Origin of the sequence: Paenibacillus sp. FSL R7-0340 (assembly GCF_038002205.1) — a bacterium.
GTDB classification, from domain to species: domain Bacteria; phylum Bacillota; class Bacilli; order Paenibacillales; family Paenibacillaceae; genus Paenibacillus; species Paenibacillus polymyxa_B.
In genome coordinates this window covers 762,585-778,596 of record NZ_JBBOBY010000001.1, presented here as the reverse complement: position 1 = coordinate 778,596, position 16,012 = coordinate 762,585, and the positions used below count along the sequence as shown (strand labels likewise).

General features: G+C 46.9%; 11 protein-coding genes. 2 read left to right on the top strand and 9 right to left on the bottom strand.

Features of this window, described 5'->3' with window-relative positions:
• Positions 1 to 200: 200 nt before the first annotated feature.
• From MKX59_RS03410 to ftsE, 8 genes are all read right to left on the bottom strand, one after another.
• Positions 201 to 4,256, bottom strand: a complete 4,056-nt coding sequence (locus MKX59_RS03410; RefSeq protein ID WP_076264621.1) for a glycosyl hydrolase — start codon at positions 4,254 to 4,256, stop codon at positions 201 to 203.
• A gap of 303 nt (positions 4,257 to 4,559) precedes the next feature.
• Positions 4,560 to 4,943: a hypothetical protein gene (locus MKX59_RS03405; RefSeq protein WP_023990615.1), complete on the bottom strand. Its 384-nt coding sequence runs from the start codon at positions 4,941 to 4,943 to the stop codon at positions 4,560 to 4,562.
• 273 nt (positions 4,944 to 5,216) lie between these two features.
• Positions 5,217 to 5,774 (bottom strand): class I SAM-dependent methyltransferase, encoded by a 558-nt coding sequence (locus tag MKX59_RS03400; RefSeq protein WP_023990616.1) that lies wholly within the window; start codon positions 5,772 to 5,774, stop codon positions 5,217 to 5,219.
• Between the two features lie 177 nt (positions 5,775 to 5,951).
• Positions 5,952 to 7,268 (bottom strand): PDZ domain-containing protein, encoded by a 1,317-nt coding sequence (locus MKX59_RS03395; RefSeq protein WP_076264487.1) that lies wholly within the window; start codon positions 7,266 to 7,268, stop codon positions 5,952 to 5,954.
• 164 nt (positions 7,269 to 7,432) lie between these two features.
• Positions 7,433 to 8,899 carry a S41 family peptidase gene (locus MKX59_RS03390; protein ID WP_023990618.1) on the bottom strand — a complete coding sequence of 489 codons (1,467 nt, stop codon included), beginning with the start codon at positions 8,897 to 8,899 and terminating at the stop codon, positions 7,433 to 7,435.
• Positions 8,900 to 9,105: 206 nt separating this feature from the next.
• On the bottom strand, positions 9,106 to 10,389 hold the full coding sequence (locus MKX59_RS03385; protein WP_076156385.1) for a M23 family metallopeptidase: 1,284 nt from the start codon (positions 10,387 to 10,389) through the stop codon (positions 9,106 to 9,108).
• Positions 10,390 to 10,475: 86 nt separating this feature from the next.
• Positions 10,476 to 11,393: a permease-like cell division protein FtsX gene (ftsX, locus tag MKX59_RS03380; protein WP_013312238.1), complete on the bottom strand. Its 918-nt coding sequence runs from the start codon at positions 11,391 to 11,393 to the stop codon at positions 10,476 to 10,478.
• Positions 11,383 to 12,069 (bottom strand): cell division ATP-binding protein FtsE, encoded by a 687-nt coding sequence (ftsE, locus tag MKX59_RS03375; RefSeq protein WP_023990620.1) that lies wholly within the window; start codon positions 12,067 to 12,069, stop codon positions 11,383 to 11,385. The genes ftsX and ftsE overlap by 11 nt, the downstream gene beginning before the upstream one ends.
• Positions 12,070 to 12,293: 224 nt before the next feature.
• Here ftsE and MKX59_RS03370 point away from each other — a divergent pair, with 224 nt between their 5' ends.
• Positions 12,294 to 13,712, top strand: a complete 1,419-nt coding sequence (locus tag MKX59_RS03370) for a VanW family protein (protein ID WP_076264488.1) — start codon at positions 12,294 to 12,296, stop codon at positions 13,710 to 13,712.
• A gap of 71 nt (positions 13,713 to 13,783) precedes the next feature.
• On the opposite strand, the gene MKX59_RS03365 is transcribed toward MKX59_RS03370, so the two are convergent.
• Positions 13,784 to 14,947: an S-layer homology domain-containing protein gene (locus MKX59_RS03365; RefSeq protein WP_028542121.1), complete on the bottom strand. Its 1,164-nt coding sequence runs from the start codon at positions 14,945 to 14,947 to the stop codon at positions 13,784 to 13,786.
• A gap of 266 nt (positions 14,948 to 15,213) precedes the next feature.
• Between MKX59_RS03365 and MKX59_RS03360 the strand changes: the two genes are divergently transcribed.
• Positions 15,214 to 16,002, top strand: a complete 789-nt coding sequence (locus MKX59_RS03360) for an alpha/beta hydrolase (protein WP_076264489.1) — start codon at positions 15,214 to 15,216, stop codon at positions 16,000 to 16,002.
• The last annotated feature ends 10 nt before the right edge of the window (positions 16,003 to 16,012 follow it).

Below are 16,012 nucleotides of genomic sequence, written 5' to 3'. Positions count from 1 at the left end.
ATACTAGTTATTTCATTTCTTTCATCTCCTTCCTTCTAATTAACTCCATTCTAATTCTTGATATGTTACAAAAAGAATAGAAATAAACATATCATTTCATTTTTTACAAAATAATCATATAGGGGTTTTCTCGTATAAAAAAATGAGCAGGTAGGATACTAAATCCCCCTGCTTATTTCAGCGATAGTATTTATATCATTTTAATTAGCTGTCGGTTCGGTTCCCCAGACAAGTACGCCATTGTGATACAACGTAGCCTTCGTATGATCGGCATATGAAGTTTGCGTGCCTTTATACGAGTAATCGTCACTTTCGTTATAGTTCGACCAGTCTGTTTTATGAATTCGAGTTTGGATTTCGCCCGTGCTTCCTCCAGGTGCTAACACGCCTCCATTCGAGTTGAAGCTGACTTCCAAATAATAATCAGCACCGGTTGCAGCTTTATCCATTTTAACCAGCTTACCATTCAGCTTCGAGCAGCTCAGCACCGCATAGTCGCAGTTAAATGTCTGGTCACGGTCACCGTCGATCGTGTAGTAGTAGCGAAGTTTCAACTCGTTGATCGGTACGGAGGTTGTACCTTTATTTAAAATTTGGAAATGCGGCTTCAAGTTATTGTCGTTCACATTTGTATCCGCTGTGCGATACTGGAGCACCAATCCCGTTGTCGGCTGCTGAGTATCCGCTTTCGGCGCTGCGCTAGCCGTGTTCGAAACCGTTTGACCTGCATCGTTCTTCGCTACGACTTGGTAATAGTACGTCGTGTCTGCTGTTACGGCTGTGTCGGTGTAGCTGCTTCCGTATACATCGCTCGCTACTGTGGCGAACGCGCCGTTTTCAACCGTCGAACGCTTCACTTCATAGCTTGCTGCATTCGCTGATGCTGTCCAGCTCAGCTTTACTTTCGCCGTTTCGCCCGCTGCGTTCAGCGTGAAGCTACCCGGTACTGACGGTTGCTCGGTAATGCCATACGTTTTTAAGTTAGTCGGGAGCTTTTCAAGCGTAATGACGTTCGGATGATTATACACTTTTTTCAGATGCTCAAGACTGTTTTGTTTGCCGTCTCTCAAGAAATCCCCATACCATGTAGCGAACCAGCTCCAATGGGCTTGATACGCCTTCATCAGATCAGGGTCCGGGATAGGTCCGTTTTCGCTCATGGCAACTAGCTTTTTGTCCTTGCCCAATGTAACAAGGTCTTCATATTTTGCAATTTGCGGGCTGTAGTCGCCTGCTTGCGGATAAGAGTCGAAGCTCAAAATATCCACATACTCATCTCCCGGATACCAGTCGGGAGCAGCAGAGTTCCAGACCCAGATCAGATTGTTCAATTTGTGCACATTAGTCAAACGATCGTGCATCAAAATATACAATTTTTTAACAGGCTCAGGACCTTTAGCGCCCCACCAGAACCATTTGCCTTCCGCTTCGTGCAAAGGACGGAACAGGACAGGAACTTTCGCATCCTGCAACTTCTTCAATTGCCCTGCAATCACATCGATGTCGCGAATAAGCAATTTATAATCTTCGGACTCTGGATGATTCATCGCATATTCTATATCGAATGTAGTCGAATCGGCATAGAAGCCTCTCCACCATTCTTTTCCCTGCGTATCGATCAGACCTTTCGGCGCGTTCCAGTGCCATGCAAAGGTAACAATGCCCCCTTGCTTATCCCATTCAATCGCCTTTTCCGTCTCTGTGGAACTAAGACCGTGTTCCGCTCTGCTTGGGGAATAGTCAATCAGGTCAAGTGCCGCAATAGCCGGCTTTTTACCTACATTCGCTTGAAGCCAATCAATTTCGGGCATATCCTCTTGACCGGAAAGCATATTCTTCCCGTATTGATCAACCAGATAGTTCATCAATGCTCTTGCTTCTACCGTCGCATTCGGATTGGTGAGCGTTTTGGTTACTGCATGTGGTGGACGGTCAGCAGCTGGCTCCAGCTTGACGTAGTCGATATCATACCAGCCCCAGCCTGTTTCAAAACCGATCGTATTCGCCCCTGCATTCAACAGAACCTTACCACCAGAGGTTTCTTTAAAATCAGCCGATTTCCAAAGTACCAGCTCGCCAGACGCTTTGCTGTTTAAAGAGAAGTTGGTGCGTTTGTCATCATGAGGCGAACGGTAGCCGATTGTAAGATTGTACAAGCCTGCCGTGGGAGCCTGGATCGTCATCGTCAGGGAATCCCCTGCATTGTGGAAATTAGTTACATAACCAGTACCGGAGAAGCCGGTCCCACTGGATTCCACAACGGTCCCCTTCAGCGTGCCATCTTCCGCTTCATAGCGATCCGGACCGTCTACAGGCGCCCTCGGAACCGCTTTCAAGACATTGGATGCGCTCGTTCCTGCCTTTGTTTTTGCGGTTATTTTATAATAGTAAGAAGTACCGTTCGTTACGTTCGTATCCGTATAAGACGTTTCGACCAAGTTGGATGCTACAGCAGCAAAAGGACCGTTTTCATACGTTGCCCGCTGTACGCTGTAACCTACAACTCCGCTGGAAGCGTCCCAGGATAAATCGACTTTCCCATCGCCAGCCTCAGCCCTCAGCGCAAAGCTTTCAGGATTTTCTACAGGCGTATCATTGCCAGCAGTCAACACGATGTGATAAGCCGTCAAAGGCGGTACTGTATAGGTAAAGCGGTTGCCTGAAATTTGCGTGATTGGCGCTGCTTCCTTAATTTGCGAGCTATTTTTGTCGAAGCCCCATACTTTAGCGGAACCGTAAGTCGTCTCGCCGGAAAGATCAAATTGGGCGTCGAATGCACTGTCCATGCTTTTATTCATGACAACGAGGTGCAGTTCTTTGTAGGATGCATCCATTACGGAAGCATGCACCGAGCTATTAACAATATCCGACGTTTGTGCATGAACGCTGATATCACCGAAAGTAGAGCTTTTTCCGTCATAATTGCGGTAAAGTTTGTAAGCGGCACTAACGTAGTTGTTGGCACCATCCTTTAACTTCCAGTAGTTTGCCATATAGACGTCGTTTTTGCCCAAGATGCCCAGCACATCAGTCATAGCGATACCGCCGGAAATATCATTTTCGCCACCATAGCTATACTCAGTCAAAGCCAGCTTGGTTCCTGGGTAATACTTATCCACCGACTGCTTTAATCGAGGCAGTATAGGCAAGAATTCACTGTTCCATTGAGCAATCCAGCTATCTTCCTTGTAGGTCGGGTCCCACAAAGTACGAGGCGCTTGCATTCTGGCTTTCTTCGTTTCGTCGTTGCCTACCTCATTTGTAATTCGTATGCCCCCGCCCATCGCTTCAGGATACCAGTGTACATCAAAGACATCCAGCAATCTCTTGCCTTCGGCTTGCGAGCTGAGACGCATTTGATCCAGGTAATAGTCCACGAACCAGCTGTAGTTGCCTTTTACAGAGTTCCAATCAGGTGCAGTTTGAAGATCTTTATAGGCGCCAAAACCGTAAAGAACGGGCCCAAAAATTTCCGCACCCGCGTCAACCGCTTTAACAGCTTTGGATAAACTTACCGACCGGTCTACCAACTCTTTGGCTCCAACCTTTTCACCATGAATACGCGGATGCGTATGCGACCAGAGAGCGGGTTCATTGTCGAGCGCATATCCTTTCACGCCCGTTTTTGTTGAAGCAACGCCGTACTTTTTCACTAAAAAGTTGACGAATTCATCCGCATAAACCTGATTGTCTTTCAGATCAGGCTGCAATTGAAACGGCGCATTTTTAGCGTTTACGACCTCATTCCACCGAGCGGAAGGAGCCTTTTCGCTTTCCTGCACACTTCCGTTTCCATCCTTGGCCACATAACCGGCCATCGGCAGTGTGACTAAAGAATATGTGCCCTGCTTCAGCGATTGATCGTGAAACGAGGTTGCCACCGCACCTGGCTTTTCACATTCGGCTTTTGTCAATCCGGCGTTGTCGCATAAATAGCTATCGCTGGACTGCATCCAGTCGCTTCCTGCATTGGACATATTGTTTTCCCAGTTATATCCGGTCATTCGATTGCCACCAAGTCGTCTGGCAGTCAGATTCTCATCGCCTGCCAACTCCTGATTCGTACCGTAAATATAAGGGCTAATAGGCTTACGATCCTTGGATGTATCGACTTTAATGGTAACAGTCTTTGCCGTTTGACCGTGAACTACAGTTGGAGTCGGTAGAGCACCCCCTACTATAATCGTGCATGCCATGACGACAGGCAGCCATTTGGAACGTTTGGACCAAATACTACTACTATTTTTCGCCTTCATGCCGTTTTCCTCCCTTCAATTTAAAAAGAGCGGCACCCATACGAATGCCCCTCCTTGAGGCTTTAAGGCCCCTTCCCTGTCCCCAAACGAGCTTATCGTTCCGTTGCAGCGTCATATCCGTGCTTGAAATGTTCCAGCCGAAAACAACACCCTCTTTCTTTGAAACTGGATTTATAATATTACCTTAACACAAAGGTATATTGACATTTTTAACTATTGTTTTAATTAGCTAGTATTAATTTCTTAAATAACCATATAGCTTGAGGTATCACAATAGCTCTTGCTCATCCACACTCGTCTTCCCTAGCGCACTTTATCCTTTTGAATAAGCTTATAATAGATGCGTGCAGGCTCTGATTCTCCAGTGGATAAAATGTATTCTGCTAAAGGTGCGCACAGCTTTTGGAGATAAAAGGAGTATAGCAGCTCGGCCGTGTCAAAATGAATTTTCAACACTTGCTTCATCAAGCCTTCGAATTTGGAGTAATCCAGTTCTTCCGGGGTAATATCAAACGGGTACTCAGGAAAGGTTTTTTTCTGAATTTCAACAAACTGCTCCCTAAGCTTCGGTTGATTGCCTGAACGGGCAGCCGAGAAATTCATCATAAAAAAAGATACAAAATCCGTCTCACGGTCACTTAACTCATAGTACTCACACCAACGCATGAATATCAGCGGTTTTACCATATATAAATCTCCTTTAACAAAAGTTCAGATTTATCATGAATCTTACAAAAATCTAGCGGGTTCCATCTTATGTAATATATAGGTTAAGCCCCATTTTAAAATATGATTCCTTAAATGAATTTTGCTTTTTAACATATCCCCTTCTTATATATCCATAAAAGTGCACAACAAAAAAAGACTGTTTCAGCATTTTAATGACGCTGACCAAGTCTTCTCATAATTATCCGTATATTCACATTCGTATTTATTCTAATCCTCTACATAGCTGCAAGGTTACAGGCTGCAAGTGAACACATAAGCGGGAGGGACATTGCAGTTTACCTTTTTAATCTGAATGTCAGCAAAAAAGGTGCGAAAAAAATTGTGTTTGACCTTGCTGTACTGGAACGTAATAAATTTGCCTTCCTGGCCCAAAACCTCAGCCGTTTGTCCCAAAATGAGGCTGGATAATGCAGCGGGCAAGCTGGTGAAAGGGAGCCCTGACACGACATAATCCACTTTTGGGACCTCATACTGTCGTATATACTGCGCTACATGCTCAGCCGATCCATGAATAATGTGTACCCTCTCCAGGTGTCCGTACTTGCTTTGTAGCGTTTTGTAAAACGATTCATTAGCTTCAATCACTAAAAGTAGCGTTTCTGGACGCTTGTTCAAAATAAGCTCTTGCGTAAACACACCGGTTCCTGCACCATATTCAATAATGCACGATGCTTTGTCAAAGTAAATCGGTGTGGCAATTTGTTTGGCCAACTGTCTTGAGCTGGGTATAACAGCGCCTACGCTACGTGGATGCCTGATGTACTCTCGAATAAAGTGAATCGCGTTCATCTTTTTCTCTCCCTGCTTGACACACATGATAGGCATTCGGTTCATCAACACTTCTTATTACATATTCATTGTATACCGATCAGAATATTGATTTCAAGCAGGCTACTGTCGGCATATAAAAAGAGCGTAGCCTTATTCGACTCTAATCAAATAATGACTACCCTCTTGTTGTAACATCTATTTGTCCATGGTATCCAAATGTGCACCCTCTGCTTGCGATGCCTGTCCAGCTTTACGTCGTCGTGCGCCTATGTGCATGGCAACAATCCGATAGATGGAGGCTGGCTGTATGGATACGGCCCAGCTCGCGTCTGCATCCGGTGCAAGCACGACCCCTAGCTGGTGATGATCGCCATCGTACATGCCTCGCTGCACAAACTTGCTCTCGCCCTGCAGATTGCGTACCTCCAGCTTACAAAAAGCAGAGTTGATTCGCAAGGCCTGGTGTAACTCGGCACGGGTATTCACAACAACCCCATTCACGCGGTAAATGGCCTCGCCCGGCAGTATGCCCATGGCTGTCGCTGGACTGTCTGGCAGCACAGCGAGAACACGCATCCCTTGCTCCGGATGGACAAACATCGGGCTAAGACGACTTTCCTCTATATTACCATACCAGATCAGCGCCTCATGAGCCAGAAAGGAGAATAACGCTGCTAACAATATCAGCGGATTCCACCAAGCAGCCAGCAAGCTCAGCAGAAGTAAAGCCACACTGTACAGGAGCAAACGGTTCGAAGTAAGTACCGCCTTCTGTCGTGGTAGCTGGCCTAGCGTCACGCTACTGAAGCCCATTAGGACTGGCAAGGCTGCCAGCATATACCCGGTTCCGGCATCGCCGCCGAACAAAGGTGTCCAGGGAAGCATGAAGCCTCCCTGAGTCGGTACCAACAACAACAACGGAATGGGCCAGAGGTCTTCCATACGATAACCGCCAACCAATCTTCCCCGTTTGCCCTCGACAAACAGCGGAGTGGCCGCCTTCCCCCCTTGCCAGCGAACCAACAGCGCCTCAGCCACATGCAGCACGGCGACCAACACCAACAGTGCTGGAATATCCAATCCGCGGATGGCTGCTACTGATGTTCCGAGCGCTCCCCCAGGTTGCCAGCCACTGGCCACGTTTAAGAAAAACTGAACCACACCTAGCAGACCTACCGAATAAGCGAGACACAGGTAACGGACGCGTACCAGCATGAGCAGTAATGTCGCTACCCACAGGCACACGATGGAAGCCGAGTTCAGATGCACACTGACGAACATTCCCAGAGCAGATAGCGCCATTCCAGCAAGCAAACCACTCCATACGACACGCCAGGTCTCTGCAGTCCAGCTATGCATTTTGGTATGAAATAGCTTGCGCTCCAGCAGCATTTGCCGACGATAACCAAGTGCTACAATGAGTATTGAGATATAATAAAACGGCTGCAAAAGCAGGTACAAGCAAGCATTCAAGACGCTCCATCCCCATTGTAATGCCCATTCCAAGTCCATTCACACTCCTTATGCCCCTGGCCCGCTGTATAGCGGATCACGTACATTTCATATCCATTTATTCTATATGAAATTGCCAACGTAGGGAAGACAAACCGACAGACTGCAAATAAATCCCAATATAAAAGGAGGCTGTTTCCAGCCCCCTTGTTGTAGCCTCACTATTATTTCGCTGCGCTTGTCTTCATTTCCTTCCGAATCTCTTCAATCCCCTGCTTGAGTTGATTATCATTTTTCGGATCACGAATTTTCTCAATCAGCTTGGCTTCCATCGCTGCTGCTGTCTTCGCATCAATGATGCCGCTAGCCGTCAGCTTCGCTTGTTTTTGGAAAGCAATAACAGAGCTTTCAGTTACTTTGTCAAAATAGCCATCCTCGCGACCTGGTTTGTATCCCAAGCCTTGCAGAATGATTTGTGCATTTTTCACATCACTGCTATTCATATTGTATTTCAAGGACTTTTCCTTGTTCAACGGTGCTGCTGTGAAGTATTCAGGCTGTTCCACCGCAATATTCGGCTTAATCCCTTTTTTATGAATCCACGTTCCATTTGGCGTTAACCATTTGGCAATCGTGATTTTGAGCAGGCTACCGTCACCCATTTGCTTGTCATAGCTGGTTTGTACAGTACCTTTACCAAAGGAATTTTCCCCGATCAACACAGCACCTGCTGATTGCTGGAGAGCACCTGCCAGAATTTCGGACGCACTTGCGCTGCCTTTATTCATTAGCAAAGTCACTGGATAGTTCTTACGTGATCCTTTGGATTTCTCTTCTTCACGCTTCTGATTCTTGTCTTCCACTTGTACAATCGTTTTGCCAGAAGGTACAAATTGCTGTGCAATATCAATGACCACGGAAAGCACGCCGCCCGGGTTATTACGCACGTCAATGACGAGCCCTTTAAGCCCTTGTTTTTCGAGCTTCGCTAACTCTTCCTTGAAACGTTCTGCTGTATTCAAGGAGAACTGGGTGATCGTGATGACGCCTACACCGTCGCTTTCCATATGAGCCGTTACAGTTTCCATATCAATGTTGTCACGGGTAATCGTGTATTCGAGCGGATCAGGAGAGCCACTGCGCTGAATTTTGACTTTTGCCTGACTGCCTTTAGGCCCACGGATTTTGGAAACGGCCTTGTTTAGATCCAATCCGTCCAGTGTTTCACCATTAACAGACAAAATAATATCCTTAGAGCGTAACCCTGCCTTCTCTGCCGGGGAGCCTTTAATTGGCGTGACTACAACTACTTTCCCGTTTTCGGCAGCTACTTCGGCTCCGATCCCAGTAAAAGAACCTTCAATGGATTGCTCGAATTGTTGGGCAGTTTCTTTACCCATATAAGAGGAGTACGGGTCGCCGAGCGACTCCATCATACCATTGATGGCGCCATCCACCAGCTTGGTACGATCCACATCCTGATAATATTGTCCCTGAATCAGGTCCATCGCCGTCTCGATTTTGCGGATATCACTTCTGGAGGTAGAACTGCTACCTGTCACACTCGCCAGCAGTCCTTCGCCCAGAGCGCTGTTCCCTACTGTAGTCGTTCCAGTATAGGCAAAAGTGAGCAGACTGCCGCCAAGCAGCCCGATCACCATCAAGAGTATCGCTGTACTTTTTTTCAACATCTAATCGTCCACCGCCTTCTCATTATCTTGTATCCTATTACCTTACAACGCATATCCATCCACGAAGTATACGTCTAGCTTGTACGGAATATGTTAATTGTATCCTACTCCGTGTCTCAATGCACATGTTCTTCATCGGATATTAACCATTACAGCAAAGCCCTATCTACAACCGTAATGGCTATAAATAGGGCTTACCTTATCTACTATAAATAGTTCATCGGATTTACAGGTTTGTTATTTTCGCGCACCTCAAAATGACAGTGAGGTCCTGTGGAATTGCCCGTCGAACCAACTTCTGCAATTTTTTGACCACGTTTCACAGTCTGCCCGGTATGAACCACCGTACCGCCATTGCGAATGTGTCCGTATAGGGTCCATAGCCCGTCTCCATGGTCAATCACAACCGTATTTCCATAGCCACTCCACCATTCGGCAACAATGACAACACCATCTTCGGCTGCATGAATATCGGTTCCCTGAGGAGCCGCCATATCAACACCTGTGTGGCCTTTAAGCTTGCCGGTAATCGGATGTACCCGCATGCCAAAAGTAGATGAAAGTCGGTAATGGGATACAGGCGAAGCCAATGTACCCGTTCCGCCTGTATACGTACTGGCTGCCGCATGGCTGGAATTCGAGGCGGCACCTGAGGATGAAGATGCATATCGTTTGGCTTCAGCCGCACGTGCAGCCGCTCTAGCGCGTGCTGCTTTGGCAGCCTGCTCCGCTCTAAGCTTGTTCTTCTCCTGCACCAGACCCACACGTTTGTTAGCGAGTGCTACCAGCATGTCATTTTGCTCTTCGCTGATTTCATCTGACTCAGCAATATCATGATCGTAATTGGAAATCAGTCTTTGTTTCTCTTTTTCCTTCGAATTCAGTTCTGCTTTGGCGTCCTGCTTGAGCGCATAGAGCTTCTTGGCATTTTTATATTCCGTGTCCAGCTGTTTCTTCTTGCTTACGACCAGTGCCTTGTCCTTTTTATGCTCGTCCAACAGGATTTGATCCTGCTCCACGATCGTTTTCAAGGAATCTACCCGGCTGAGAAAGTCACTAAAACTGGACGAAGACATAAGCACGTCCATATATGAGACGGTTCCATCCGTATACATCAAACGCACACGAGTTTCCAGCATTTTTTCCCGTGACTGGATACGATCAATTGCCTCAGCTAAATCTTTTTTAGTCGCACGCAGATTATCTTCCGTTTGATCAATCTGAACCGCAACACGAGTCAGCTGATCACTGACGCTGTTAATCTGATCAAGTACAATTTTTAAGTTTTGCACGGTTTTATTTTTGTAATGTTGGGCATACTGTTTATCTTGAGCAGCCTTTTCCTGTTGTTGCTTGGCAGATTGGGCCTGCTTTTCCAATTGGTTCAGCTGCGAATTGATTTCACTCATGCTTTTGGCATATCCGTCAGAAGGCTGGATTAGCAATGCGGCTACCAAGGTAGCGGCCAACACAGATCCTGTTTTTTTCAACTTGCACTCCCCATCCTTTATCGCAGAATAACACCGGGCTTCCCCGTTCTAATTGATACCGACCACGACGTCCAGCCAACGCTTCTTTATACTTTTAAGAACTTGCGCATAGACAGGGTACTGCCAACAATTCCGACCAGCATACCCAAAATAATCAGCAATGCACTCAACTGAATCCAAATGCCTTCAAGTGGCATAAGCTTCAACATATTCAGAGCTATATCGCCCTGAACGGCGGTCAGCAAACGCTGATAGCCAGTAAATAAAATACCTACAGTAATAAGGGAACCAATAAGACCAATAAGCGCGCCTTCAATAAAAAACGGCCAGCGTATAAAAAAGTTGGTCGCACCGACCAGCTTCATAATGCCAATCTCTCTGCGTCGTGCCAATATGGTCACGCGAATCGTATTCGAGATAAGGAACATGGACATGATCGCCAGTCCGGCGACGAATATAAAGCCTACATTACGTATGAGCTTCGTAATCGTAAAGAGCGTCTCTACGGTGCCTTTTCCATAACGAACCTTTAAAATCGGTTTCTCTGGATGCAACGTATTCAGCTTCTCAATCTTTTCAGCCACAAATGGAACCGTTGTTGGTTCAATAACCTCTACCACAATTTTGTCCGGGAGTGGATTGCTGTCCTTGTCAAAACCCTCCAGCAGCTCCTTGCCGCTGTCTCCCAAATCTTTGCGCAGCTCCTCCAAACCCTGAGCTTTAGTCACAAAGGTCGTTTTGCTGATTTCCGGCATCGCCGCGATTTCCTTTTGCAGTGTTTCGCGCATGTTCTGCTCTACATTTAGCTCCAGAAATACGTTAACCTCTACCTGACTATCTGCCTGATCAGCCAGGGAATTGACGTTGAGCACCAGCATGATAAATACGCCCAATATAAGTAATGACACAATAATCGAGGTAACGGATGCCACGGACATCCAGCCATTGCGGAATATGTTTTTGAAACCTTCCCGCACATGACGTAAGAAGGTATTAAAAGTCATATCCGTACTCCCCTCTTACCTGATCCCTTACGATGTTGCCATTCTCAATAGCAATTACGCGTTTACGCATGGAGTTCACGATGTCCTTATTGTGGGTCGCCATCACAATGGTCGTACCCCTAAAATTAATTTCGTCCAGCAACTGCATGATCTCCCACGATGTCTCGGGGTCCAGATTTCCCGTAGGTTCATCGGCAATGATCACGGAAGGATTGTTTACGATGGCCCGTGCAATCGCTACACGCTGTTGCTCCCCACCGGAAAGCTGGGCAGGCTCACGATTCATTTTTGTTTTCAAGCCAACCAGTTCAAGCACTTCTGGTACCCGTTTGCGAATCAGCTTCTTGGGAGCTTCAATAACTTCCATAGCAAAAGCCACATTCTCATAAGCCGTCAAACGCGGCAAAAGGCGGAAATCCTGAAAGATGACTCCGATGTTACGACGAACGTAGGGAATTTTACGCTGCTTGAGCTTCCCGATATTAAAACCATTGACTGAAATTTGCCCCTTGGTAGGTACTTCTTCTCTATAAATAAGCTTCATAAAAGTCGATTTCCCCGCTCCAGACGGGCCGACTACGTATACAAATTCATTACGGTCAATTCTGACCGATACTCCTTGAAGTGCGTGGGTTCCGTTAGTATAGGTCTTCCACACATCCTGCATTTCAATCACTCGATCACTTCCCGCTGCTTAATCATATTACGTATAACCTAATATCCATTCGACATATTCCATGCATTTCCTTTAAAAACTTCTCTATTTCATCATACCGTTTATCATTGTAACAAATTTGTTACCTAAATAGTACCGAAAGTTTTCTGCTTTTGGCACATATATATGAATAATATGGCACACGAGTACGCTATCAAGCTTATCAGACAGGAGACATCTGCATTATGAAAAAAATTCATTTATCTGTCATTTGGATATGGGCTGGTGTTCTGGCGCTGGCCATGTTGTGGGGGGGACTTCATCTGTACGCCGACAGACAAACGCTGCCGGAGGGAGTGAGGGTCGGAGGAGTCAACGTAGGAAGCATGGATTACACAGCCGCTCTCCGGCTGGTGGATAAAAAGCTGGATGCATTAAAGCAACGCCCACTGCTTCTGACGGACAGTGACAGCAGTGCACAGGATATAAAACTTACACTCGGGGAAGCAGGGATTCGTTATAAAGCGGAGGCATTTCGGAATGCCGTGAAGGCGCTCAGCTCGGAGCATCTATGGACTCGTGTGCAGACACGTTTTAGCTTCGAAAAGGAATGGTCTATCGCATCTTTCCGACAGAAGGAGATATTGAAAGCCCAATTCGGAGCCGATTGGGAGGAGCAACGATATGGCATGCCTATCAATGCTGTGCGTCAGATTGACGGGAATGATCAGGTTCGTTATATTCCGGGGCGCTCTGCGCGACGTCTGGATTGGCCCAAACTGGACGCCGCACTGGATAAGGCGCTGCCCAAGGATTTTACCGCTTCTGAGGAGCCGATACGAGTGGAATTACCGTTCCTTCAGCTGGAGCCGAAAATTTCGGTGGACAGCCTGCGTAACGAAGGGATTGAGCGTAAAATCGTCCAGTTCTCCACCAGTCTCGGCAGCAGCTCGGAAGGACGTGTGTATAACGTCAATTCAGCGGCAAGCACCGTTGATGGTTTAATTCTCAAGTCAGGCGACATATTCGACTACGGTCAATTGATTGCCAAGGCCGAGCGCACTCATGGCTTTCGTGAAGCTCCAGTGATCGTGAACGGTCAGTTGGAGTCCGGCATAGGCGGCGGGATTTGTCAGGTATCCAGCACGGTGTATAATGCAGCACTGCGAGTCGGTTTGGACATTGTTGAGCGCCGCAACCATTCCTTGCCGGTCAGCTACCTGCCCAAAGGTCAGGATGCGACTTTTGCTACAGGGTCCATTAATTTTCGTTTTAGAAACAATACAGGCAAGCATTTACTACTTCGTGCGGCTGTCCAAAACCGAACGCTTACTGTTAAATTTTTTGGTACATTTCCGTCCAATGTTTCGTATGAACTGGAATCCCATACGGTTCGCATACTTCCCATACCGGAGAAGAGACTCCGTAATGACTCCCTTTCCCCCGGCTTCTATCAAGTACTTCGGCAGGGCAAAGAAGGGTATGTGGTAGAAACATTCCGGGTAAAAAAGGTAGACGGAAAAACCGTAGATCGCACCCGAATCAGCCGCGATACGTATCGAGCGCAGCAACGCATTATAGCTAGTTATGGCGGTGGCACATCGTCTGAGCCACAAACACGTGAACCCGAGAAGTCTATTGTCGAGGACGGTATAAGCGAATAAACGAAAAATCCCCCTTCCACTGTCGGCTGGACTTGTTCCAGACAGAGTGAAAGGGGGATTTTAGCTATAAATTACTCGCTGCGTTTACCCAAAACAGAAATTTCTACAGGCTCACTTTCGTTACCGTCTGCATCTTCAGCTTTGATTACCAGCCTAACCGTTGCTTTTTGAGCAAGCACACTGATACTAAATGTGCCATCATCTTTGGCTACTGCACTACCGATAGGCAGTTCGTTGGAATAGGCGGTTACTGTGGAACCTGCTTTAGCTGTCCCCGTAATTGTACCTTCTCCGTCATACACATCGTTGACTTTCAGTGCTTTCGTAGTTGCAACCGCGTCAGCAGCTGTGTCTGTAGTGCTATCTGTAGTCGTATCCGTAGTTGTGTCAGTATCTGTGTTGGTATCTATGGTTGTAGAGTTGTCCGTAGTCGTGCTATCTGTGCTGGTACTTGTGCTGCTATCTTCTGTTTCACTGCCAGAAGTAGTCGACGTGTTACCATAAGTGGAATCTGTCACATTGCCGTATGTGGAATCCGTCACCGTTCCACCAGGAGTCGTCGTCAGATTATCAACAGGGCTCAGGTTGTAACCGGAAGCAGCATCCAGAATAGCAATCGCCTCTGCACGAGTCAGCGACTTCAGTGGCTGGAATTTACCATCCGGATAACCGTTGATGATTTTTTGCTCCGCAGCTGCCGCTACACTTTTCTTCGCCCAAGCTCCAATTTTGTCGGAGTCAATGAATTTAGTAACATCTGCTGCGTTACCGGCAGTGAGTCCAATAGCTTTGCCTACGATAGCCGCAGCTTCTTGACGTGTTACCTTACCATTTGGTTTGAGCTTGTTATCTGCATAGCCGCTTATGTAACCTGCATTCACGGCACTTGTAAGCTCGTTGTATGCCCAGTGAGAGGCTGGTACATCTGTGAACGTTCTGCTTCCATTACCGTTTACTTTTACACTGTCCGCATACGTTACGTCAGTCACAGCTGGAGTATCCTGCGTGAACGTACCCAAGCTGCGATTCAGAAGAACAATAAATTCTGCACGTGTGATTGCCGCATCTGGTTTCACCGCGCCGTCCAATTGTCCTGTGGCTGACCAGCGTTGCACCTGATCTCCTGCCCAATGTCCACTTGTAGTTTGAGGAGCAGCTGCCGCTGCGCTGAATGCGCTAAGAATAAGACCTGTACTCAATACACCTGTAACTGTGTTTCTTAACTTTTTTCCCATGCTATAAATTCCTCCTCTGATTGGATTCATCATTCTTTTTTAAACACTTTACCAGAAATCAAACCCAAATAACCCCCAAATTAAAAAAATCGTCCCATATAACCATACCCCCTCCTAATGTAGGATAAATAAGAAACGGGACTTAATACCTAGTCATTCACTTGGATATGTATATTTAGACAGGCTAAGGTATACTGAATGAATACTCGGTCATATGCTGGAACACCGCAATGAGGTCACAAAACCCTAAGAAAAGAGGTCTTCTTATGGCTCTTATTCAATGTCAGTTTTATTCTGAAGTTCTTGGTCTGAGCACATCCATGAATGTTATTCTTCCTCAGGCAACCCGTTCGCAGATTGGACTGGAAGGCAAGCAAGGAACCGGGCCACATCCGGCGCTGTATTTGCTGCATGGCCTATCGGACGATGATTCAACCTGGTTACGTCGAACCTCCATTGAACGCTATGTCGCCTCATTGGGCCTAGCTGTCGTCATGCCCCAGGTACATCGGAGTTTCTATACGAATATGGAGCAAGGCGCGGCTTATTGGACCTTTATCAGTGAAGAATTGCCGGCTTTGGCACGTTCATTCTTTCCTCTGTCCGACAAGCGTGAAGATAATTTTGTAGCCGGGCTTTCTATGGGTGGATATGGCGCTTTCAAACTGGCACTCCAGCATCCAGAGCGTTTTGCAGCCGCTGCCAGCCTTTCGGGAGTCATGGATTTACACGCATCACGCACCGATCCTATGCAAAATGCGATGAGTCCAGCGGAATGGCTTAACATTTTTGGTCCAGATGAAATACGTGGAACGGATCACGATTTGCTGGAACTGTTACAACGTCATGCTGCCTTGGGGACCTCACTTCCCCGGCTCTACCAATGCTGCGGCACGGAGGATTTCCTATATAAGGGAAATCAGGCTTTTCGTGAAACATGTAATACTGCCGGAGTTCCGCTGACCTACGAAGAAGGTCCTGGAGCTCATGAATGGGGATACTGGGACGCGAAAATTCAGGATGTACTGGCGTGGCTACCGCTCAAAGAGCACTAAACAGGTTAAA

Excerpts from the sequence above, each read along its gene's own strand:
- MKX59_RS03410 (WP_076264621.1), bottom strand. The coding sequence starts at position 4,256 with ATGAAGGCGAAAAATAGTAGTAGTATTTGGTCCAAACGTTCCAAATGG.
- MKX59_RS03405 (WP_023990615.1), bottom strand. The coding sequence starts at position 4,943 with ATGGTAAAACCGCTGATATTCATGCGTTGGTGTGAGTACTATGAGTTA.
- MKX59_RS03400 (WP_023990616.1), bottom strand. The coding sequence starts at position 5,774 with ATGAACGCGATTCACTTTATTCGAGAGTACATCAGGCATCCACGTAGC.
- MKX59_RS03395 (WP_076264487.1), bottom strand. The coding sequence starts at position 7,268 with ATGGACTTGGAATGGGCATTACAATGGGGATGGAGCGTCTTGAATGCT.
- MKX59_RS03390 (WP_023990618.1), bottom strand. The coding sequence starts at position 8,899 with ATGTTGAAAAAAAGTACAGCGATACTCTTGATGGTGATCGGGCTGCTT.
- ftsX (WP_013312238.1), bottom strand. The coding sequence starts at position 11,393 with ATGACTTTTAATACCTTCTTACGTCATGTGCGGGAAGGTTTCAAAAAC.
- MKX59_RS03370 (WP_076264488.1), top strand. The coding sequence starts at position 12,294 with ATGAAAAAAATTCATTTATCTGTCATTTGGATATGGGCTGGTGTTCTG.
- MKX59_RS03365 (WP_028542121.1), bottom strand. The coding sequence starts at position 14,947 with ATGGGAAAAAAGTTAAGAAACACAGTTACAGGTGTATTGAGTACAGGT.
- MKX59_RS03360 (WP_076264489.1), top strand. The coding sequence starts at position 15,214 with ATGGCTCTTATTCAATGTCAGTTTTATTCTGAAGTTCTTGGTCTGAGC.